Annotated in this window: 22 protein-coding genes; 10 read left to right on the top strand and 12 right to left on the bottom strand. The window is 41.2% G+C overall.

Annotated features, from left to right (window positions below):
- Positions 1–123: 123 nt before the first annotated feature.
- From ACL6C3_RS07050 to ACL6C3_RS07060, 3 genes are all read right to left on the bottom strand, one after another.
- A complete protein-coding gene (locus ACL6C3_RS07050; protein ID WP_413166456.1) occupies positions 124–447 on the bottom strand; it encodes a YnfA family protein in 324 nt (107 codons plus the stop codon).
- 1,200 nt (positions 448–1,647) lie between these two features.
- Entirely contained in the window at positions 1,648–2,520 is an 873-nt protein-coding gene (locus ACL6C3_RS07055) for a YihY/virulence factor BrkB family protein (RefSeq protein ID WP_413166457.1), read from the bottom strand.
- A gap of 38 nt (positions 2,521–2,558) precedes the next feature.
- The gene (locus ACL6C3_RS07060) at positions 2,559–3,773 is read right to left on the bottom strand and encodes a 2,3-bisphosphoglycerate-independent phosphoglycerate mutase (protein ID WP_413166458.1); all 1,215 of its coding nucleotides are present in this window, start codon (positions 3,771–3,773) and stop codon (positions 2,559–2,561) included.
- A 711-nt stretch (positions 3,774–4,484) separates the two neighbouring features.
- Here ACL6C3_RS07060 and ACL6C3_RS07065 point away from each other — a divergent pair.
- The 6 genes from ACL6C3_RS07065 (at position 4,485) to ACL6C3_RS07090 (ending at position 9,324) form a co-directional block, all read left to right on the top strand.
- On the top strand, positions 4,485–4,793 hold the full coding sequence (locus ACL6C3_RS07065) for a hypothetical protein (RefSeq protein WP_413166459.1): 309 nt from the start codon (positions 4,485–4,487) through the stop codon (positions 4,791–4,793).
- A gap of 170 nt (positions 4,794–4,963) precedes the next feature.
- Positions 4,964–5,512, top strand: coding sequence for a DUF3611 family protein (locus ACL6C3_RS07070; RefSeq protein WP_413166460.1), 549 nt, complete (start codon positions 4,964–4,966; stop codon positions 5,510–5,512).
- 373 nt (positions 5,513–5,885) lie between these two features.
- On the top strand, positions 5,886–6,836 hold the full coding sequence (pstC, locus tag ACL6C3_RS07075; RefSeq protein ID WP_413166461.1) for a phosphate ABC transporter permease subunit PstC: 951 nt from the start codon (positions 5,886–5,888) through the stop codon (positions 6,834–6,836).
- Between the two features lie 11 nt (positions 6,837–6,847).
- A complete protein-coding gene (pstA, locus tag ACL6C3_RS07080) occupies positions 6,848–7,741 on the top strand; it encodes a phosphate ABC transporter permease PstA (protein ID WP_413166462.1) in 894 nt (297 codons plus the stop codon).
- 39 nt (positions 7,742–7,780) lie between these two features.
- On the top strand, positions 7,781–8,764 hold the full coding sequence (gene pstB / locus ACL6C3_RS07085) for a phosphate ABC transporter ATP-binding protein PstB (protein WP_413166463.1): 984 nt from the start codon (positions 7,781–7,783) through the stop codon (positions 8,762–8,764).
- A gap of 338 nt (positions 8,765–9,102) precedes the next feature.
- Positions 9,103–9,324, top strand: a complete 222-nt coding sequence (locus tag ACL6C3_RS07090) for a hypothetical protein (RefSeq protein WP_413166464.1) — start codon at positions 9,103–9,105, stop codon at positions 9,322–9,324.
- 127 nt (positions 9,325–9,451) lie between these two features.
- Here the strand turns inward: ACL6C3_RS07090 and ACL6C3_RS07095 are convergent, their stop codons facing one another.
- The 3 genes from ACL6C3_RS07095 to psb35 all read right to left on the bottom strand — a co-directional run bounded on the left by ACL6C3_RS07095 (position 9,452) and on the right by psb35 (position 10,559).
- A complete protein-coding gene (locus ACL6C3_RS07095) occupies positions 9,452–9,634 on the bottom strand; it encodes a CsbD family protein (protein ID WP_413166465.1) in 183 nt (60 codons plus the stop codon).
- A 280-nt stretch (positions 9,635–9,914) separates the two neighbouring features.
- Positions 9,915–10,235, bottom strand: coding sequence for a hypothetical protein (locus ACL6C3_RS07100; RefSeq protein ID WP_413166466.1), 321 nt, complete (start codon positions 10,233–10,235; stop codon positions 9,915–9,917).
- Between the two features lie 117 nt (positions 10,236–10,352).
- On the bottom strand, positions 10,353–10,559 hold the full coding sequence (gene psb35 / locus ACL6C3_RS07105) for a photosystem II assembly protein Psb35 (RefSeq protein WP_413166467.1): 207 nt from the start codon (positions 10,557–10,559) through the stop codon (positions 10,353–10,355).
- 240 nt (positions 10,560–10,799) lie between these two features.
- Here psb35 and ACL6C3_RS07110 point away from each other — a divergent pair, with 240 nt between their 5' ends.
- Positions 10,800–11,072, top strand: a complete 273-nt coding sequence (locus ACL6C3_RS07110) for a GlsB/YeaQ/YmgE family stress response membrane protein (protein ID WP_413166468.1) — start codon at positions 10,800–10,802, stop codon at positions 11,070–11,072.
- Between the two features lie 150 nt (positions 11,073–11,222).
- Here ACL6C3_RS07110 and ACL6C3_RS07115 read toward each other — a convergent pair whose 3' ends face one another.
- From ACL6C3_RS07115 to ACL6C3_RS07140, 6 genes are all read right to left on the bottom strand, one after another.
- Positions 11,223–12,539 carry a hypothetical protein gene (locus tag ACL6C3_RS07115; protein ID WP_413166469.1) on the bottom strand — a complete coding sequence of 439 codons (1,317 nt, stop codon included), beginning with the start codon at positions 12,537–12,539 and terminating at the stop codon, positions 11,223–11,225.
- A 167-nt stretch (positions 12,540–12,706) separates the two neighbouring features.
- A complete protein-coding gene (locus ACL6C3_RS07120; protein WP_413166470.1) occupies positions 12,707–12,901 on the bottom strand; it encodes a hypothetical protein in 195 nt (64 codons plus the stop codon).
- Positions 12,902–12,989: 88 nt separating this feature from the next.
- The gene (locus tag ACL6C3_RS07125; protein WP_413166471.1) at positions 12,990–14,018 is read right to left on the bottom strand and encodes a sodium:calcium antiporter; all 1,029 of its coding nucleotides are present in this window, start codon (positions 14,016–14,018) and stop codon (positions 12,990–12,992) included.
- A gap of 24 nt (positions 14,019–14,042) precedes the next feature.
- Positions 14,043–15,134, bottom strand: a complete 1,092-nt coding sequence (locus ACL6C3_RS07130; RefSeq protein WP_413166472.1) for an ion channel — start codon at positions 15,132–15,134, stop codon at positions 14,043–14,045.
- A 105-nt stretch (positions 15,135–15,239) separates the two neighbouring features.
- Positions 15,240–15,695, bottom strand: a complete 456-nt coding sequence (locus ACL6C3_RS07135) for a BON domain-containing protein (protein WP_413166474.1) — start codon at positions 15,693–15,695, stop codon at positions 15,240–15,242.
- Between the two features lie 47 nt (positions 15,696–15,742).
- Positions 15,743–17,209, bottom strand: a complete 1,467-nt coding sequence (locus ACL6C3_RS07140) for a hypothetical protein (protein ID WP_413166475.1) — start codon at positions 17,207–17,209, stop codon at positions 15,743–15,745.
- 217 nt (positions 17,210–17,426) lie between these two features.
- Between ACL6C3_RS07140 and ACL6C3_RS07145 the strand changes: the two genes are divergently transcribed.
- From ACL6C3_RS07145 to ACL6C3_RS07155, 3 genes are all read left to right on the top strand, one after another.
- A complete protein-coding gene (locus tag ACL6C3_RS07145; protein ID WP_413166476.1) occupies positions 17,427–18,251 on the top strand; it encodes a DUF2382 domain-containing protein in 825 nt (274 codons plus the stop codon).
- A 171-nt stretch (positions 18,252–18,422) separates the two neighbouring features.
- Entirely contained in the window at positions 18,423–19,238 is an 816-nt protein-coding gene (locus ACL6C3_RS07150) for a DUF2382 domain-containing protein (RefSeq protein ID WP_413166477.1), read from the top strand.
- 44 nt (positions 19,239–19,282) lie between these two features.
- Complete coding sequence (locus ACL6C3_RS07155; protein WP_413166478.1) at positions 19,283–20,068, top strand: DUF1206 domain-containing protein; 786 nt, start codon at positions 19,283–19,285, stop codon at positions 20,066–20,068.
- The last annotated feature ends 23 nt before the right edge of the window (positions 20,069–20,091 follow it).

The following is a 20,091-nucleotide window of genomic DNA, read 5'->3' on the forward strand; positions in this document are numbered from 1 at the left end:
GTCAAGATTTTTACTACTACTGAGAGATTCAGGTAAACCCGCCCCACACCATCACAGAATTATTAATCAAGTAACAGTGTAGGTTGGGTTGCAAAACCCAACTTATTTAAGTCTTCAATTCATTTAACTTCGAGGAAAATACATCATTACTCCCACCCCAACTAAGATAATTAAGCCACCAACTAAATCAAAACGGTCAGGAACAACCCGATCTATTTTCCAACCCCAAAGTAAAGATAATATTACAAAAACACCACTGTATGCAGCATAAACCCGACCAAAATTAGCAGGTTGTAGCGTTGGAACCATTCCATAAATCATTAAAATTAACCAGCCTAAAAGGGCGAGTTTAATACTTTTTCCTTCCCGCAACCACAACCAAACTAAATAACCTCCTCCAATTTCACACAATCCTGCTAGAAGAAAATAGAATAGAGATTGAATCATGGTAATTGTACTTTGTGAATTTTAGACCTCGTTAATCATAGCAGCTTGAATCAAATTAACAACTTCAAAGCCTAAAAATAGCGATAGCAATCTAAACTTTACCCGCCAACTTGATTTCTGATTAGATTTATCAAATCAATGGAGTTAACTGTTAGTCGGAGAGTCGCTAAGGGTATAGTTTCCGGGTTGAACTTACAATCAGTTAAATTCCAGATAGAAAACAGCATCGCTTAAAAATGGGGATCAGAAACGCAGGCTACCTGATCCCCTGGAACTATGCGTATGAAGCTAAACTTACTCTATCGTTTTCTATCTCGGGAAAGTTCTGTCTTAGGGAAGTTTTATTAGAATTTGATCCATTCTACTAGCCACTTCGTCCGATTTTTGGATCAAAGATAATCTCTTTAAAACCCTCATAGTGAAGGGGTTTGGGTCTATGGGATTTAACTTGATGTTTTCGCCATTATACTTTTTAAAACAAAATCAAACAAATTAATATAATGTTAAAAAAGTTGATAGTAATTTCAACAACCCAGGACTAAAAAGATTTAATTTTCTACTGAGGAATTAAAATCAGATCACAACTGTATTGTTATTTCAATCACCACAGCAGCGTGACTTCTGAGATTGATCGGATTAAATTTTTAGTGTATTTTTAGATAAAAATAATTAATTATGTCTATTAATAAATCACTTCAATAAATTGGATGTCCATACATTTTCAAACATTTTTTTCTCGACATTCACGAAAAACTGAATTATATTAGTTAATAACGATATCAATGAACGGGCTGAAACTAATTTGAGCTAGTCAAAGTTTCATTCAAAAAGATAACTGACTTAAGAATTTAGTTTTTTAAGTCTAGGAAAGAACAATACTTATACAGGTGATTGCTTCTGTATAAGGAAGATTTTTAATTAAATCATCAACCCAACTCCTTAAGTTGAATTGAATGAAACGTCATTGAATCAGGATGAGCTAGAGTTATAGGAGAAGCACCCTGGAGTTGGGGTGCTTTTTTGTTGAATTTATCGGGGTTTTGTATTAAACACTTGCCACATGATAAAAACGGTAATCCCTAGATATCCAAACACGACGACCCAATCGAGAATTCCGCTCTCGGATAAATAGCCTAGATTTTGCATAAGGAGACAAATTTTAGTGAACGTTAGAGCCAAGCTTTTAATATTCTACTATTGTTAAACTCGGATCGCGTGTTCGTCGGGAACAATTCGAGAACCATATCTTCGCGCATAAACTTGTGTAAATTCTGCCCCAAAAAATAGAATTTGAGCCGAATAGTAAACCCAAGCCAAAATAATCACCAGAGAACCGGCAGCGCCATAGGTTGAACCAAAACTACCCCGTCCTAAATAAAGTCCGAGAGCAAATTTACCAATCGTAAATAACAACGCCGTAATTAGCGAACCAATCCAAACATCGCTCCACTGAATTTTAGCATCGGGTAAGAACTTAAACATCAGCGCAAACAACAAAGTAATTACGCCAAAAGATACCACAAAGTTGACAATTTGCCAGAGGAAATCTGCCCCCGGAATTAAACCGCTTAAATAATTGCTCAATCCCGAAATTGCCGCGCTCAAAATCAGAGAAACTAACAGCAAAAATCCGATGCCAAGAACGGCAGAAAAGGATAAAATCCGTTTTCTAATCAATCCAGCAATACCGTTTTTGGGTTGGGCTTTCACATTCCAAATGGCATTGAGAGATTCTTGCAAATGAAGAAAGACTCCAGAGGCACCAATCAACAGAAAAATAATGCTAAAAATTGAAGCAATACTACTAATTTGAGGTCGATCTGCATTTTGAATTGCTTCTTCTATAACCGTTGCACCCTGTTTTCCCACTAACCCTTGAATTTGACCGACAATTTCACCCCGAGCCGCTTCTTCTCCAAAAATAGCCCCGGCGATCGCAATCACAATAATTAACAACGGCGCCAACGAAAAAATAGTGTAATAAGCCAGAGATGCAGCCAGACGAGAAGACTTATCCTCTTGCCATTCTTTAAACGTTTCTTTCAACAGTCGAAAAATTTTTTTTAATCCCATAAAATTACTCCAAATTATTAAGATTAAATTGAAAAAAATTAAGCCCCAAATTTTCGCAATCGTTGAGCGTGAGCCAATGCCAATCCGATCAGATGAACGCCCGGTCTTGTTCCCAACGCACCGTGCAAACAAGCATATTCATCAAACGTCGCCACCTCATCAATTCGTGCTGTTTTTGCTTGCATCATTACCGGCACCGGATGCCAGCTATGACGGCCGAGAATTGCAGGTGTAGAATGATCGGCACTGACGACTAATACATCGGGATTTAATTGAGTAACAACCGGCATCAATTTATCGACTTCTTCAATCACCTGAACTTTAGCATCAAAGTCTTCATCTTCGCCGCGACTATCAGAATGTTTAACATGAAGAAAATAGAAATTATAATCATTGCCGTAGCAAGATTCTAAAGCTTGAAAGCGTTGTTTCATACCACCCGGACGGGGTAAAACGTCCATTCCCAGCAAACGACTCACCCCTCGATACATGGGATAATCGGCAATACAAACCCCCTTTAACCCAAAGCGATCCTGCAAAGATAGAAAAGGAACATAGCGATCAAATCCTCGCATTAAAATGCTATTAGCAGGTTTTTCATCTGCCAAAACTTGATTAACTTGGGCGATAAAAGACTTAACTAACTCGGCGGTTTGTTCCGATTCTTCAGAAGAAGGCTTGGGATCTTTTGGCGGAATTCCCGTCGCTTGGGGGTCGGTATCTTCTAGCTGACCATCTAATTCTTTCCCTCGCAATACAAACACCGCTCGATGTTCACTAACCGTTTCAAAAAAATATTCACCCTCAAAATCTAGGGTAACTTTTTCGTTAATTTTTTCACACAAACGCCGGTTTAAATCAGTGTCAATCCGACCTGCACGACGGTCAGAAACATTCCCCCCTTCATCAACAGTGGCGAAGTTAACCCGTGCGGCAACATCACCCGGTTGTAGGTCAAATTCAATCCCCAAAGCCGATAAAATACCCCGACCTACGTCGTAGGTGAGGGGGTCGTAACCAAACAAACTTAAATGACCCGGGCCGCTTCCGGGGGTAATTCCCGGGCCGACAATTTCTAACAATCCACAACTCGACTGTTGAGCAATTTGATCGAGGTTGGGAGTGCGAGCAATTTGTAGTTCAGTGCCGCCTTTTTCGGGATGAGGAAGCCCTCCAACACCATCGAGAATAATATATATAATTTTGCCGCCTCGTTCCCAGGCGAGTTCTTCCCAAACGGTGGTAATATCCATAATTATCGTTCCCTCTATTGTACGATTAAGGCTTCTAATTTCAGAGGAGTTAACTAAGGCAATGCTCGCCGTGCCTCTACTTTACGGTTAAAGTTTCCAATTTTACAGCAATATCTCGAAGGTATATAAATATAGATAAAATTTCCTCTAACCTAAGACGGATTAATCACTGCGATCGCACAGAAATTAGGGCGGGGAGGGGCTGTCAGTCGCCCGTCAGCCATTAATTTGGCAAAAATTTCATCGGTACTCCGGTTTGAAAAGCCGAAGCCTGCGATAACTCGTACCCTGCGCCAATAAATTTTATACTTGTACGGTATTATCCTCAGTAAGGTAGACTGCGATCGCAAACTTTAGCAGGAGATTGTAAAATCTAATCAGTTGTTTTCATCCCCATGAATAATGGTTTTTATTTACTCGATTTTTATAAATTTTTAATATTCTCTTTATCAGTCTGCTATTTTCCTTTGCTAAAATAGCAAACTTTGAGACTGTGGGCATTTTTGGCGACAGTTATCACTCCAGTTGAGTGACTCTATTTTTGATTGCAACGCCCTTGAAGCCCAAACTTATGACCTATGGGAGATAAAAGTTACGCGGCATTCAAACTATATTATAAGAGGGGCTAATTTAAAATTACTTGATTTTTAAAACCAATATTTTAAACTAAAACTGCGTCCAACTCAAAAACAACATAGGAGGTTATAACAAGTGAGAGTACCCAGTTATCTAAAACAAGTTCAGATGGGATCGCCCGGAGGAGGAAGAACCAGAGAAGAACCAATTGCGGTTAAACTCTCCGAAGAACAAATCGCTCAAGTCCTCAAGGAAAAAGAAATTCGGGCTGCTCTGGGTCGTCCAGTCAAGCGAATTATTCGAGATGAATGGGGCGAAATTATTCTCGAGGTGGGAGATTTAATCACTCATAAAGCCGTCCTCAGAGCGAGACAGGCTGGTGTATTAGATGTGCTGCTCAGTTCTGTTTATCGCCGAAAATCTCAACCCTCGTTAAACACATAGAAGTTCAAATCGGTTTAAAGTCAACAGTCTCAAGTGTTGCTGAATTTAGATTAAAGTTGAGCAAAATTTTTGACGAACTTGAGAGCGAAATCCTTTTGAAAACCTTTTCTAAATGCGGGCTGTTTACTATCAGTTTTTACCCAAACCCTAGAAAAATTAAATTTTAAAAAATGAACAGTTCATCCGTTCCTACAACTTTAAAAAAGAAAGCATTTAACCTGCGTTTGACGGGATGGAGTTGCTTTTGGCTGCAAATCGTCGGAGTTTTAGCTTCGGGAATTTCCTTGTTATTTGTCGTCACCGGTCGTCAGCTTTCGGCCCAAACGAATCCCGCTATGGGATGGGGTATATTTTTTGCAGTCAGTGGAATTTTAGCAGCCGCAGTGAGTATTATTTTGGCGTTTATGTATGCCCGAGTCGGTCAACGCTTGCGAAAATCGGATGTCGTCCAACCCCCTCCCAAATCTAATTTAATTCGACTGGTTAATTTCGGATTAATGGTTGGTTTAGGGGGAATGTTACTAACTTTAATTGGTTCGGGTTTAACAACGGCCGTGTTGGTGGCTAAAACCATTTCTCAACCTCCGGGAACAACCCTAACCGATGCCAGCGAAGCGGTGCGAGCGCTCGATGTGTTCATTATGGTTGCCAATTTGAACGGTGTTGCGGCTCATTTTGTTGGGACTGTAACCTCGATCTGGTTGAAATATCGAGTCTAAAAACTGAGTCCGGGGCTAGTCCCCGAATTCAGATTCTTCTCAAGTTTGGAATGTAGAAATTAAAATTAATCTTTTATTGTATACAACTCAGGTTAAATTAAAGTTAAATAAAGGTTATTTAAAATTTAAACTTTTAAAAAACAGAGCTATTTTTATAAAATTCAGTCTTCAGTTATAAATAGAAAATAAGTTTTTTCTTAGAAATCTATCCCGTGAGGGACAGAGAATCAGGTGAGTCTGATTTAACTTTAAGGCATTCACACAGATTTAAAACAGAATCAATCCCTATTTTTCGGAACTTGTAATCAAGATTTCGAGCAATTTCGATTGATTTTTCTGGGTGGAATTGTTCAAGTTAAATTATTTTTTGAGTATGACTTCTAATGCTCAGAGTTCACAAGCAGATGGCGATCATCGTTCATCCCGTGAACAGATAACAGATCAAACCTTTTTTTGGTTGAATCGGATTCTAGCATTTAGTGTCGCTGCCGTTTTAATTTGGTTAGCAATACAAGTTACACTCGCGGGTATTCCTGCCATTAAAGAATTTGGAGCCAGCTTTTTAACCACCAGCGCTTGGAACCCTCCCGAGAGTAATTTTGGGGTACTTCCGATGATTTATGGAACAATTGTTAGTTCCTTAATTGGTTTGTTAATTGCGGTTCCCATTGCGATTGGTACTGCTGTGGTTTTGAGCGAAAACTTTTTGCCCGTTTCTGTTCGGACTGTACTCACTTTTCTGGTGGAATTATTAGCCGCAATTCCCAGCGTAGTGTATGGACTGTGGGGAATTTATGTTCTGATTCCTTTTTTGCTGATTGTCGGCGGATGGATACACAAATATTTGGGCTGGATTCCTATTTTTTCTACCCAACCCATCGGCCCCGGAATGTTACCCGCAGGAGTGATTTTAGCCATAATGATTTTACCCATTATTACGGCTATTTCTCGCGATTCTCTCGCCTCTTTACCCCCCGAGTTAAGAAGTGCATCCTATGGGGTCGGTTCAACTCGATGGCAAACGATTTTTAGCGTTTTAATTCCGGCTGCATTCTCGGGAATTGTGGGCGGGATTATGTTGGGATTGGGTCGGGCTTTGGGAGAAACAATGGCCGTCACGATGGTGATTGGAAATAGTAATGATTTGAATGTTTCTCTATTTGCACCGGGGAATACAATTGCCTCTCTAATTGCCAGTCAGTTTCCCGAAGCCAGCGGCTTGCAAGAATCTTCTTTAATGTATGCCGGAGCCATTTTATTTTTGATTACGCTAATCGTTAACATTTTGGCGGAATGGATTGTTCGTCAGGTCAAGAAATATTAGGGAATTGATCAATGAGTTCAGGAGCAACAACACAACAAGATGGTTTTCCGAATGAAAGTATCGAAAGTTCGGGTTTTGATTCAAGTAATCTGATTGAAAAACTCTTAACCGGATTGGCTTTTTTCCTCTTAGGTTTGGCAATATTGCCTTTAGGCTTGGTCATTTCTTATGTGATTGTTAAAGGATTGGGTCGGTTTAACCTGGCTCTGTTTACCGAAATTCCTCCCACTGCAATGGCAGAAGGAGGGGGTGTTGCGTCCGCGATCGCCGGAACATTACTAATGGTTGGTATTGCCGCAGTCATTAGCATTCCTATCGGGATTGGAGCCGGAATTTATCTGTCTGAATTTAGCTCAAAAAAAATTGCCAAATGGATTCGTTTTGCCACCAACGTTCTGAGCGGTGTTCCCTCAATTATTGTCGGAATTTTTGCTTATAGTGTAGTGGTCTTAACGATGGATAAATTCTCCACTTTAGCCGGAGGATTTGCCCTGGCGATTCTCATGCTTCCGATTATTGTTCGCACCACAGATGAAGCATTACAACTCGTACCCAAAGATGTTCGTTGGGCTTCTGTTGGCGTGGGAGCATCGAGTTTTCATACTGTTTTACAGATAGTTATTCCGGCGGCGATACCCGCTATTTTAACCGGAATTACGCTCAGTTTGGCTCGGGCAGCAGGAGAAACAGCACCCCTATTATTTACGGTAATTTTTGCTCAAAGTTGGCCGGATGGAATTATCGATGAAACCGTTCCTTCGATGTCCGTTTTGATCTACAACTTTGCAACCGCTCCCTATCAAAATCAACAAGAACTAGCTTGGGCTGCTGCATTTATTTTGGTTTTGTTAGTTCTGCTTGCTAGCGCCCTTGCTCGCTGGTTTGGTCAAAAAGCAACCTATTAAGTTATCAACTCATTTTCACTTTATACTCAGAGGTTAATTATGGACAATCGCCATATCGAAATAAAAAATAACACCGGAAAAAAAAGAGAAACTCAGCCCAAACCTTCTGTTGAAGTTCGAGAGAATTCGCCAACCCAACAAAAGAGGAATCCCGGTAATTTGGAAGAAAATAAATCTTCAAAAAATCGCAACTCTCATCCGAATCGAGAGAAAAACGATCAATCTAATCAAAGCATAAAATCCTTCAACAATAGCGTTTTTAGAACCGAACAGTTAAGCGTTTATTACGGCGATACCTTAGCCTTAAGTAACGTTAACATGGAAATTCCCCCCAAACAAGTCACCGCTTTAATTGGCCCGTCGGGTTGCGGAAAAAGTACATTAATTCGCTGTTTTAACCGTCTCAACGATCTGATTGAGAGTTTTCATAGTGAGGGGAAAGTATTTTTCCATGATAAAAATCTTTATGGTCGCAAAGTTGATGCGGTAAAAGTTCGGCGAAAAATTGGCATGGTTTTTCAAAAACCCAATCCTTTTCCCAAGTCAATTTATGAGAATATCGCCTATGGAGCAAGGATTAATAACTATTCGGGAGATCTGGATGAATTAGTCGAAAATTCTCTGAAAAAAGCGGCTTTATGGAGCGAAGTCAAAGATAAACTCAAAGAAAATGGTTTATCCCTCTCTGGAGGTCAAAAACAACGCCTCTGTATTGCTCGTGCTGTGGCGTTGAAACCGGAAGTGATTCTCATGGATGAACCCTGTTCTTCTCTTGACCCCGTTTCGACTCAAAAGGTTGAAGAATTAATTCACGATCTCAAAGAGAGTTATACCGTAATTATCGTCACTCACAATATGCAGCAGGCGACCCGGGTAGCTGATTTTACGGCTTTCTTTAACGCAGAAGAAGGAGAATCAGGAAATCGATTTGGCTATCTCGTTGAGTATGATAACACCGAAAAAATCTTTCAAGATCCCCAAGAACAAGCCACCCAAGAATATGTAAGTGGTCGCTTTGGATAAATCCCTTTTATTGTCGTAAAACTTTGGGGTTGTGGGGGCGTAAAATACCTATTTTGTAGGGACGCAAGGCTTGCGTCCTTAAATTTATATTTAATCGCGTAATATGATTTATTTCATTAGCAAGAGGTCGATTTTTTAAAATTGTCGTTAATGTAGAGATATAGCGGTTTTCAGTTGAACGAAGTACAGTAGAGATTAAAAAAACCCGGTTTCTTGTACCGCTTCCTCCAATAGGTAATGTGTATTGTTAAAGAAACCGGGTTTTTGGCTTGTACCTCCGAGGAACGCACACTGCTATAAATCCGATTATATTTAGAACAAAAAAGGAGAACTTAAACATGATTATGAATAATCAAAAACCATCCGATCGCGATCGAGCAATTAATTCTGATGTCGATCCGGGTGCTGACCCTGCGGTTGAACTCGAACAAAAGTTTAAATCAAAAAATCCTAAACCGGAGTCACAACCCAAGTCAGAAGATCGAACAACTGACTTTGCAAACCGTCAAATTATCATCGCTCACGAACAAAGCGGAGCGGTTGATGCTGATTTTTCCTAATTTTATTCGATAAAATCGGTTTAAAAAACCCGATTTCTTTGAGAAGTCGGGTTTTTATATTCTCAAAAAAAATGAGGTTCAGGCGAACCTCAGATTAAACACCTAAACCTCAACTGATGTAAATTTATTAGTCAATAGCTTGCTTGGCTTTATCCTTAGCATTCTCAACAGTGTGTCGAGCTTTAGCTTCACCTTGCTTCATTTTACCTTCAGCTTTATCCTCAGGATCGCCCGTTACTTTACCCATAGCTTCTTGAGCTTTACCTTCGATATTTTTAGCTGTTGCTTTTGCTTTATCTTCGTTAGACATAACTAAATATCTCCTATGGTTTTTCAAAATCAAGAGCTTATTTGCTCTCTATGTTTATAGAATAACAAATTTTTTCTAGAGCTAGGATCTATCGAGAGATAGATTAATCACATCCGGTTTTCTCCGACTAAATCCCCGATAAATCCTAGCTATATTCTTGGCAAATATAAGCTGAAACTCCACAGAAAAAAACTCCCGCTACTGAAGGCGAATAGGCTTAGTAAACCCTTCAGTAGCGGGAGATAATGATCGGACTTTTATGCTAGAGGCTCCACTTAAATTAGATCAAACCCTGACCTTTTTTACCGTGTTTTTGAACCTCTTTTAATTCTTCGACCCGTTCTTGTTTTTGAGCTTCTTCTTCTTCTCGCAAGTCACCCGGTTCGTTGATGTACATTTCGGGTTCAATGGCGTAGTTATTTGCTAACCCTTCTTGGTCAACCGTCTGGCCTTTAGTGGTGTTAGGCTGTCCTTCTTGTTCTTTAGCAAGCTTTTTATAATTAACACCCTCTCGGTCCTGACGAGCGCCAACTTCGGCCGGTTGAATTCCGCGATCGTAATGACCTTCATCGCCACCAGTTTTCTTATGAGTATCAGCCATAAAATCCTCCTTAATTAAAAGAGATAAACTACAAGTGCAAGCCAAATCTTGAAAATTCAGTTATTCGATGATCTAGCTTTTTAAAACATTCAGACTGTTAGGAATTTTACTGTTCAATTAACCTAAACCGGGATCTTCTGACTTTTCCACATTCGGAACAATGTCAGGACGCTCCTTGTCTTCCCAACCCGGGGGACGCTTAGAATTGTACCAAGCAACTGAACCGATGGTCGTGGCCGCAAGGAAGCCAACCACCCCAACAACTACAACTGAAATTGGAAAATGAGGTGCGGCATCTACACCCACTTCTAAAAGTAAACTCATATTTTTATATTCCTCATAGTTTGTAACTACGCAGTTGTTTAAATATAAGATGAATTGCTTAGTTTAATCATCTCTCTAAGTGATGAGTTTATTAAATAAAAGCTATTTCTATGGGGAGAGAACCATTAACTTCTACTCTTTATTTTGAGGAGAAATGAGTTCCGCCTATTGATAGAAGACGATCCCCTTTTTAAAAGGATACTATGACAATATCAAGATGAATACATTGAGGAAAAAATTATGGGTATTTTAGCTTGGTTAGTCTTAGGTTTAATTGCAGGTGCGCTTGCAAAACTCATCTATCCCGGTCATCAAGGTGGCGGTATTTTTGCCACAATTGGATTAGGAATTTTAGGTGCTATTGTGGGGGGTTTCTTAGGTCAGCTATTGCTTGGCAGTGCGGGGGCCGCCGGAGCCTCAGCCGGAGCATTAAGCATTCCCAGTATTATCTTTGCTGTCTTGGGTGCGATGCTTCTGATCTTTATCTGGGGTTTAGTGGTAAGACACGCCTAAGTTTAACTAAATAGACCATATAAACTAATCATTTGAGATCAGGCATAAAAAGACAGGTAAGACAATAGAACGAGAATTAAGCGGAGCTTGTAAAGGCTCTGTTTTTTATGCTCTTAATTTCTCATTCTGTTCTCTATAATTTTCTGGATCTTACACTTGAAAACCCTTTCCTTTCTTTTTCTTTTTGCTACTTTTAGATTTGGACTGCTGCACTTGAGTAACAGCTTCTTCAAATAATTGATGCAAATGTTGAGGAACGCTGGCAATTTCTGGAAGTTCGGGTTCGAGAGATTTATTATACTGTTTGAGTGTCGGTTCTAAATCGGTTTCTATGTTAAAATCCGGACGCTCTAACACAGCTTGTAATAGTTTTTCGAGTGGGGTTGGATATTCGGCTTTGAGTTGTTGCCAAATAAAAGCATTGATTTCTTTATCCTCTAAATATTTTTGTACCAATTTATCAGCATTGGGTTCGCTAACGGGATCTTCTGACGTGAGTATATTCACAAATTTTGAATAAGTCGGCACGAACATTTGACCCCAACGGGGATGGGAAAACGCCATCACTTCTTCTGCCCGTTTGATCTCATCGGGTAGTTCAACTTTCGGCGAAAACATCCCAGAAGAATTATTTCCTAACGCTTTTTCCACTGATGCTTCATCCGCCCCGGCTTCGGTTGCTGAAGCTTTCACTTCGCTTTCATCGACTCCCGCTTCTTGAATAATTTCTTTGAGCGATTTTGAACTATCAATTCCCGCCGCTTCTAATTGTTTTTTTCTCAATCTTTCTTGCAATTCGGCGATTTTTTTGTTAAGCTGATAGCCGGGAAGTAAAATGCGATCGCTTCCAAAATAATCGACAAATTCTTGATGATATTTCACCACCGAGTCCCAAGCCTTTTCTAATAAATCCGGCGCATCTCCATAGAGTTGATTGGGATAATTTTTCTTAAATTCTCCAACCACAACCGCCAGCTTGGGTTTACCGAGTTTTCCTTTGGGAATACAAGCGCCAGAAAACATCCAATTTCCATCGGGTAACGGCGCGATCCGAGACAGCAATATATCCCCCGGTTTCCATTTATCCATATCTGACCGAGAAATTTCTGGACTCGGAAACACTGTATAAGATTTCGCCGTCAACCAGTTCATTAACTTAAAACGTTCCGGCTGAATTTCTATAATTTCAAATAAACCGGTAAAAGTATTTTGCCAATTTTTAACCAGATCGCGATCGCCAGCACTTAAGTCCGACTCACTCGCCAAGAATAAATCAATCGGAGTTCGATCGTCAACTTCTCCGGAATTTAAAAACATATCTACAACCAAATTTTGCAGACGAATATCTTGACGATCTCGACTCCCGTGAGTGGCGACATACTGTTCAAAGGCGACAGCTAAATCTCCCTCTGCATCATAGACAAAATCCACTAACGCCTGCTTTAACTGGGCTGCTTGCTCTAACATCGTGTTTATCCGGTTTCCCTCTGCTACTCGGAACCAATAGCATAACAATTTGAGGAGATGATGGCTTCTCCTCAACGATAGAATTTCTAACTATTCCTTTAGGTAGAGTCCCTAATTATTCCCCTTCAGATAAACTAACAGTGGGAGATTCTGCCTTCATCTAACCTTTAGTTTCCCTGACTGACTAGCCCTCCGATGATGCCAATTCCGAGAGTCAGGAGAACCAACGCCCAGATCACAAAGTCGGGAAGAGCAGATAAGATTCCCAACCCCCTCAAGATCACAATTATGGCAATAATAATCAGGGCAATTCCGACCGTAAATAGGACAATTTTTGTACCTGTTTTTGGAGAACGACTCATGGGAAATATTTTAGTAAAATTCAGTAATTAGTGTTCAACAGAGTTCGTTCTAATTATACAGGCAAGTGAGTCCTATTGAACATCAAAATCAACCCCAAGTTAATAAAATCACAAAACCGCCCAGATAAAGCACAAGAATTGAAAAGGTTTCAAAACCAATATTACCAATACCGGACTTTTCCCGTTTGAGAAGTCCTAAGAGCAGAATTGATGTCATTAAAATCGTTAAACCAATCACAAACACTTCCGACTGAGTAATTGCATTATAAATCGAACCTTCGGGATAAGCAAAATCGGAAAAAGACAATAACAAAACATCAAAACTATTTCCGCCAATAATGGCGCTAATAGCAAGTGTTATGGCGCCCCGTTTCACCGCAGCAACAGAAGTCACCAACTCGGGTAAAGCGGTAGAAATCGCAATAAATAATCCGCCCACAACTGTTTCAGAAATTGCCGTTTGTTCAGATAAACTCACCCCCGTTTTTGCCAATAAATAACCCGCTCCAGCAATCACAATCGCCAACCATCCCAACATCAGCCACAACTGGGGAAGATTCACCGAAGAATCCGGATCGGACTTTTCATTTTCATCGGTTAACGTTTCGGTGGTAAGCTGAGGTTTCCACATCGGATCATCCCGCACTTGGGAGACGATCCGTAAGCCAAACAAATATCCGCAAATAATCGCAATAGACGCCGGATGAATTCCCAAAAATTCCACATTAGGCGCCGTTACTGCCAATAAAGGAATAGCCAATAAAGCATTTAATAAAGCGCCCTGAACCAAAGTCGGTAAAGAAGCGGCCGCGTGTTCTAAATTCGCCCGACAATAGAAAAAATCCGCGATCGCTAAAAAAGCAGTTTGAGCGGCAATTCCACCCAAAGCATTACTCACCGCAATTTGAGGATGGGCGTCTGCTGCTGCGGTAATTGAAGTAATAATTCCCGCTAAAGAAGTAATTCCCCCCAACAACAACGCCCCAACAACCGCTTCACCCAACCCGGTTGCATCGGCGAGTTGATCGGCAACTTTAGACAGTTTAGTTCCCCCAATACCGATAACAATCGCTGACAAAATAAACAGAAGTAAATTAACTTCTAATGACTCGCTCATTCTTGATTTTCCTAATTTAAAATTCTAAGTTTTGGGGAGGCGATCCATCCCCATATAAACAACATCATCGAGCGCACTGTGATCGTCTAAATTACTCGCCCGAGAGGTGGTTCTTGTTGAAGCGATCGCATCCCAAGTCCAGCCATCATTGCGAATTAACTCCAACAAAATGCGCCGGCGTTGAGAGAGGTTTTCACTCGCCTGTTGAAATTGGGAGTCGCTGACGGTGGGAATTCCCTCCAGCCGAAGCAATTCTAAAGCGGGTAAAGGGGGAGTTTCTTCGGTGGGGTTGAGATAGGCAGACTTTAGCGTAGCAACAAAAGCAGCGCTCGCCCGACGAACCGATCGCAGCGCCGCCGCATCAGGTTGATGCTTGGGGGGAATGCCATATTGCAGTAAAGTGAGGGCATCATCGAGGGCAACCAAACTCAGGGTCATGGCGCGATAACGCTCAATACTGTGGAAATAGTGCAGAATCGGATAATTCAAATGATTTTCGCCCAGTTGCGTCAGCATCGCACTCAAAGCGATCAGGTGTTGATCGAGTTGTCCGAAATTTTTGCCATTCCAAGCCCGGATCACGATCTCATCTGCGGTACCGCCCAAAGAAGAAATATAAGTCGCACAGGAACGTTTTTGACTCGCCGCAGAAACCACCGGTACCAAATAAGCAAAGGTGAGAGTGACAAGAAAAAAGCCGTTAATTGAAGCGATCGCCGTCGCAATTTCCCAAGGTTGTCCTTGGGGTTGATAGTTTCCCTGTCCTAAGGTTGAGAGGGTATAACCGACAAAGTAGACTCTTTCCCAAAACGTCGCCGGGATTAAATTAGAAGATCTGACCACCGCCCCTTGATCCGAGACAAATAGCAGTGTCCACCCCATCCAGGTTAACAGAAACCACAGCAATGTCATAAAAACCAACAGTGACAGGCCGATTATCCCCAAAATGCGATGATTGGGATAATGACGGTGAACTTTCAAGACGATCATCCACAGTCCGGCGGAAAGTCGGCTGGTGAGTGGGCCTCCTCCACCTACGGTTAAGGTGGTGATCAAAACATCAAGCGTGACGAATAATAAAATTAAGACACTAAAAATAGTCAGCCCCATTGACATCGATATAAATCCCTTTGATCAGTTCTTTCTCATCTTTATAGAGACGCGCCCTCGCACGTCTCTACTTAAAAAAATGGTCTTAAGTTTTAGTTGGATAACCGCTAATTAGGATTCTGTTGGTTCTACAACTCTGACGTTAGTAATATCAACCGATTCCACCCCGAGAATTTCTTGGGCTAACGGTTCAATGTTTTCATATTGTCGTTGATCGGGTACGGTTCCGGCGATAATTACCGCCCCATCTTCGGCTTGAACGGTGAGTTTACTTCCCTGAATATTTGCTTCTAATTTGGCACGAACTTCGCTTTCAAGATCCGAATCGGCTCGATCTTGTTGATCTCCGATCCAATCATTTCGTTCTTCTCGCGCCCGAATATCTGAATTTAATTGCGCTTGACGAACGTTTTTATCGGCGTCTTTTCTGGTTTCTTCTACGTTTTGAGGATTTTGTACTTCACCGTCGATAGAAGTGGGAGCGTCGGCGCTGGTGCGAGCGACATCGCATCCGGCCGCACCGAATAAAACTAGACTACTGATGATTAAAGTTGTTAACTTTTTCATTGATTTTCCTCCATTTTTTAGGCAAAAACAAAAACTTTTTTCCAATTTTAATGATCTTTATATTTTTCGTTTCGGCGATCAATGATGATAATTTCTGGATCGTCCGAGATCTTTTTTCCCTCTAGATTTCGGTGATTCTCTTTTTGGAACTTCTCCGAATGCTCTGGGGTGACTGCGGGTTGACGAACAATTGTTTCCCGTTCAATTCTTGCCGCTTTTCCGTTGGATTCAACCGGATTTTCTATCTCAACGCGAGGGGTTACAGTTTTTCTTTCTTCTCGTTCCATAATTTCGGGGCGTTCTTGATGTACAACTTTTGGTTTCACGGGCGGCGGCGTGATATTCGCTCTTTCTTGACGTCGTTGTTTGGGTTCGAGCGCTTCCGGTTGTTGAGTGTATTCAACGGGGTTCTCTGTCTCGACTGGCTGACTGTATTCGACAGAGTTGTCTGTCTCGACGCGAGGATTAATGTTTGTGTTTTCTTCGGGTTTCATAACTTGTTTGGAATGTTCTTGGTGTACAACTTTTGGTTTCACTGACGATGCAGTGGTGGCAATTTTTTCTGGACGTTGTTTATGTTCAATCACTTCCGGGTGGCGACCATTGGATTTAACCGGATTTCTTGTCTCGATGGGAGGGGTGATCATCGCTCTTTGTCTTTCAATTTCGCGATGGTCTTGGTGTTCGATTTCCCCTTTCACTGGCGGAGTGGTGGTGACTATTTCTTGACGTTGTTTATGTTCAATGACTTCCGGTTTGCGAGCATCGTATTCAACAGAGTTTTCTGTCTCGACCCGAGGGGTAACAATTGTTCTTTCTTGTTTAATAACTTCAGGATGTTCTCGGTGTTCGACTTTCGATTTAACTTCTGGCGGAGTGATGATCGCTCTTTCTTTTTCTTTACGTTCGAGGACAGTCGGAGAAACCACATCATCCATTGTGGGTGTAATTTCTACTTGCAACGCATCATAAACCTGCCATTGTTCAATTCCTTGATCGCGTAAAATATCCTCTGCTTCATCGACGCTTCTTGGTGTTCCCGTCACCAATACAATATATTCGCCTTGTGAAAGTCGATCATTATAAACTTTCGCCTGATCTTCGGGAATTCCTAAACCAATTAAAGCCCCGATAATTCCCCCGGATGTGGCGCCGATCGCCGTTCCCGCTAAAGTTGTCGCGATCGCTGTGGCTTCGGCACCAGCCAATAAAATCGGCCCAATTCCCGGAATCGCTGCGGCTCCCAAACCGACCAATAATCCGCCAATAATACCTAAAGTCCCTCCCGCGATCGCCCCGGTAACTGCCCCGGTATCGGCGTGATTTCCCTCAGAATGGGTATAAACATCCACTTCTGCGTCTTTTGTTGCCGGATCGGAGTGGGGCGCCATCACAGAAACTTGTTCGAGATTAAAACCCCGATCGCGCAATTGATAAAGAGCCTGTTCTACTTGTCTTCGGGTTTTAAAGACTCCTATTCCTCGTTTGTAATCTCTAGCCAATCGTGTTGCCATCTTTTTTACGCTCTTATTTTCTCAATTTGAATAACCCTTTCTTGAATATTTAGAAAGGTTAAGAAAATTTGTATCTTTGTTTTCTTAAGTATCTGAAATTGCCTCTATCTTTATCATCCATCCCCCGACATAGCTTTTGAATCTCCCGGTGGGGGGATTGATTATACTCGCTATTTTCCTAAGATAGTGAGTGTAGTTGAAACAAAAACAATTAATTATGGCTTTAGTACGAATAAAAGATTACTATCCCAACTACGTGGATGAGTTGTTTAAAGGAAACGACTTTAAAGGTTATACGGTTTATGCCGGAACCAGCAATGAAAAAGTTGGCTCAGTTGATGATGCTTTAGTCGATGAAGCTGGTCGAATTCGTTATTTTGTAATTGACACCGGTTTCTGGATCTTTGGTAAGAAGGTATTATTACCGGTAGGTCGTTCTCGGATTGATTTTAACGAACATAAGCTTTATGCTTTAGGTTTAACCAGCAAAGAACAGGCTGAGGCTTTACCGAAGTATGATAGCGATATGAACGTAGATTATGACTACGAAGAACGGGTTCGCCAAAGTTATCGCACCCGTCAGCCTCAAGCGGGTTATAGTCGCAATGACTATCGTTATGACCACGATCGCGAATTATACGATCTCAACGAACGCGATCACGGTACGCTCAAGCTCTATGAAGAACGTTTAGTTACTGATAAAGAGCGTCATAAAGCAGGCGAAGTTGTTGTTGGTAAAACCGTAGAAACAGAAAGAGCAAGAGCTTCTGTTCCGGTTGAAAAAGAGCGAGTTATTGTTGAACGGACGACTCCTGACAATGCAGGACGACCTGTAAAACCGGGTACTGCGGACTTTAAAGAAGGTGAAGTCGCACGGATGGAAGTTTACGAAGAAAGCGCAGATTTCCATAAGGAAGCTTACGTCCGCGAAGAAGTGAATGTTCGCAAAGAAGTTGATCGCGATACCGTCACCGCAGAAGAAACTTTACGTCGTGAAGAACTGCGGGTTGATAAAGACGGAGAACCCATTATTCGACGATAAAACTGGGTTGAATAAAAACCGTGAAAGTTAGGTTGAGTTTGGGTCTTAGGTGGTTTTTCGGGTCTTAGGTTCTTCCTAACACCAACCACCTAACACCTCTATTCAATTTTAGTTTGAGAACCCCTAGAATTTTTAAATTTTTAGCTTATAAACGTAGCATCCAACCAGAAGATGAAAACTCAAGATAGTTATCCTAGTGTTTCTCCTCATCAAAATTTATCAAATCCCCAGGAGCTTCAGACTTATTCGGTGGTTGATGAGCGAGGGGAGTCAATTGGTCAAGTTGAACGAATTTATAAAAATGAATCTGACCAAATTCAGATTCTTTTTTCTCTCCCCGGACAATCGCGACCTTTGTTTAGAGTTCATCAAAAATCCATCGTAAAAGTTGATTTGGCAAATAATAAATTCGTTATCAATCTCACGGAAAAAATGCGAGAAAAACTTGATGAACATTCCGCTTATTTTAGTCAAAGTATTTCCGACGAAAATCGGATAAAATCCGTCGAACAGTCGGAAGATGAGATAGAGGAGACAACAGAGTTTGGAGACGAATCATTTCCTCAAACCGTAGATAGTGAAACGGTTCGCCTGCTGGCTGAACGATTGGAAGTCAAGCATGATCGCAAAAAAATCGGTGAAGTTATCGTTCGTAAACAAGTTGAAACCGAAATCGTTGAAGTTCCAATTCGACGGGAAAAATTAATTATAGAACAAGTCGGCTCGACCGATAAACCTTTAGCCGAAGTTGATTTATCTCGGGGAAAAATCCAGGGAATTGAACTAGAACAACTCAAAACTAAGCCGCATCAAGTCACCGTGAAAGGTGAGTTTTTGTCTTTAAAAGCCGCCGCCGATTTATTACAAATCATTGCGATGGAAGATGCTCACGGATGCGCGAAAGTTCGAGTTGAATTGGTTCTCGACGATCCGCAATATCAACAACAATATCAAGATTTATTCGACCGCTGTATTAATAAGTCGTAGTTCGTTAATATTTTCATCAATTCTCAGTGTTGAGGTCATCAGTCATGTGGATAGAAAGATTAGCTCGTTTTGGATATGCAACCAAAGGAGCAGTTTATGGATTAATTGGTTTATTAGCATTAATGGCTGCGTTTAGTTCGGGAGGAAAAACAACCGGTACAAGAGGTGCTTTGCGGACAATTGCCGCCCAACCTTTAGGACAAATATTATTAGCTTTAATTGCCGTTGGTTTAGTTGGATATGCCATCTGGCGAATTGTAGAAGCCATCCAAGATCCCGATCGCAAAGGTTCAGATTTTAAAGGAATTGTCACCCGAATCGGTTATATTATTAGCGGTTTAATCTATGCGAGTTTAGCCTTTAATGCGGCTTTATTAGCCATCGGAGCGGGCGGAGGAGGAGGAGGAGATAGCAAACAAACTTGGACGGCTCGTTTACTTTCTCAACCCTTTGGTCAGTGGTTAGTCGGGACGATTGGTGCAATTCTTATCGGAATTGGTTTGTATCGAATTTATAAAGCCTATCGGATCAAGTTTCGCAAAAAATTAAACTTAAGAGAACTTGATTATAAACAAGAAAAATGGGTGGTTAATGTCTGTCGCTTTGGAATTACGGCGAGAGGCGTTATTTTTATGATGTTGGGTTTCTTTTTAATTCAAGCCGCCCGACAATTTGATCCCAGTGAAGTACAGGGACTCGATGGCGCGTTACAAACCTTAGCACGCCAGCCCTATGGTAAGTTTTTACTGGCAATAGCGGCTTTTGGTTTGGTGGCTTATGCCGTTTATATGTTTGTACAAGCTCGTTACCGACAAATTCAAACCTATTAACCCCCAAAATCGAGTAAGATGAC

The sequence above is a fragment of the Capilliphycus salinus ALCB114379 genome (assembly GCF_047276495.1).
Lineage (GTDB): Bacteria > Cyanobacteriota > Cyanobacteriia > Cyanobacteriales > Microcoleaceae > Capilliphycus > Capilliphycus salinus.

Bases quoted from the DNA above. Each gene is read 5' to 3' on its own strand.
- ACL6C3_RS07135 (WP_413166474.1), bottom strand. From the start codon at position 15,695: ATGAAAAAGTTAACAACTTTAATCATCAGTAGTCTAGTTTTATTCGGT.
- ACL6C3_RS07155 (WP_413166478.1), top strand. From the start codon at position 19,283: ATGTGGATAGAAAGATTAGCTCGTTTTGGATATGCAACCAAAGGAGCA.
- ACL6C3_RS07115 (WP_413166469.1), bottom strand. From the start codon at position 12,539: ATGTTAGAGCAAGCAGCCCAGTTAAAGCAGGCGTTAGTGGATTTTGTC.
- ACL6C3_RS07140 (WP_413166475.1), bottom strand. From the start codon at position 17,209: ATGGCAACACGATTGGCTAGAGATTACAAACGAGGAATAGGAGTCTTT.
- ACL6C3_RS07090 (WP_413166464.1), top strand. From the start codon at position 9,103: ATGATTATGAATAATCAAAAACCATCCGATCGCGATCGAGCAATTAAT.
- ACL6C3_RS07050 (WP_413166456.1), bottom strand. From the start codon at position 447: ATGATTCAATCTCTATTCTATTTTCTTCTAGCAGGATTGTGTGAAATT.
- ACL6C3_RS07145 (WP_413166476.1), top strand. From the start codon at position 17,427: ATGGCTTTAGTACGAATAAAAGATTACTATCCCAACTACGTGGATGAG.
- psb35 (WP_413166467.1), bottom strand. From the start codon at position 10,559: ATGAGTTTACTTTTAGAAGTGGGTGTAGATGCCGCACCTCATTTTCCA.
- ACL6C3_RS07095 (WP_413166465.1), bottom strand. From the start codon at position 9,634: ATGTCTAACGAAGATAAAGCAAAAGCAACAGCTAAAAATATCGAAGGT.
- pstA (WP_413166462.1), top strand. From the start codon at position 6,848: ATGAGTTCAGGAGCAACAACACAACAAGATGGTTTTCCGAATGAAAGT.
- ACL6C3_RS07070 (WP_413166460.1), top strand. From the start codon at position 4,964: ATGAACAGTTCATCCGTTCCTACAACTTTAAAAAAGAAAGCATTTAAC.
- ACL6C3_RS07060 (WP_413166458.1), bottom strand. From the start codon at position 3,773: ATGGATATTACCACCGTTTGGGAAGAACTCGCCTGGGAACGAGGCGGC.
- ACL6C3_RS07125 (WP_413166471.1), bottom strand. From the start codon at position 14,018: ATGAGCGAGTCATTAGAAGTTAATTTACTTCTGTTTATTTTGTCAGCG.
- ACL6C3_RS07100 (WP_413166466.1), bottom strand. From the start codon at position 10,235: ATGGCTGATACTCATAAGAAAACTGGTGGCGATGAAGGTCATTACGAT.
- ACL6C3_RS07150 (WP_413166477.1), top strand. From the start codon at position 18,423: ATGAAAACTCAAGATAGTTATCCTAGTGTTTCTCCTCATCAAAATTTA.
- ACL6C3_RS07130 (WP_413166472.1), bottom strand. From the start codon at position 15,134: ATGTCAATGGGGCTGACTATTTTTAGTGTCTTAATTTTATTATTCGTC.
- ACL6C3_RS07120 (WP_413166470.1), bottom strand. From the start codon at position 12,901: ATGAGTCGTTCTCCAAAAACAGGTACAAAAATTGTCCTATTTACGGTC.
- pstB (WP_413166463.1), top strand. From the start codon at position 7,781: ATGGACAATCGCCATATCGAAATAAAAAATAACACCGGAAAAAAAAGA.
- pstC (WP_413166461.1), top strand. From the start codon at position 5,886: ATGACTTCTAATGCTCAGAGTTCACAAGCAGATGGCGATCATCGTTCA.
- ACL6C3_RS07055 (WP_413166457.1), bottom strand. From the start codon at position 2,520: ATGGGATTAAAAAAAATTTTTCGACTGTTGAAAGAAACGTTTAAAGAA.
- ACL6C3_RS07110 (WP_413166468.1), top strand. From the start codon at position 10,800: ATGGGTATTTTAGCTTGGTTAGTCTTAGGTTTAATTGCAGGTGCGCTT.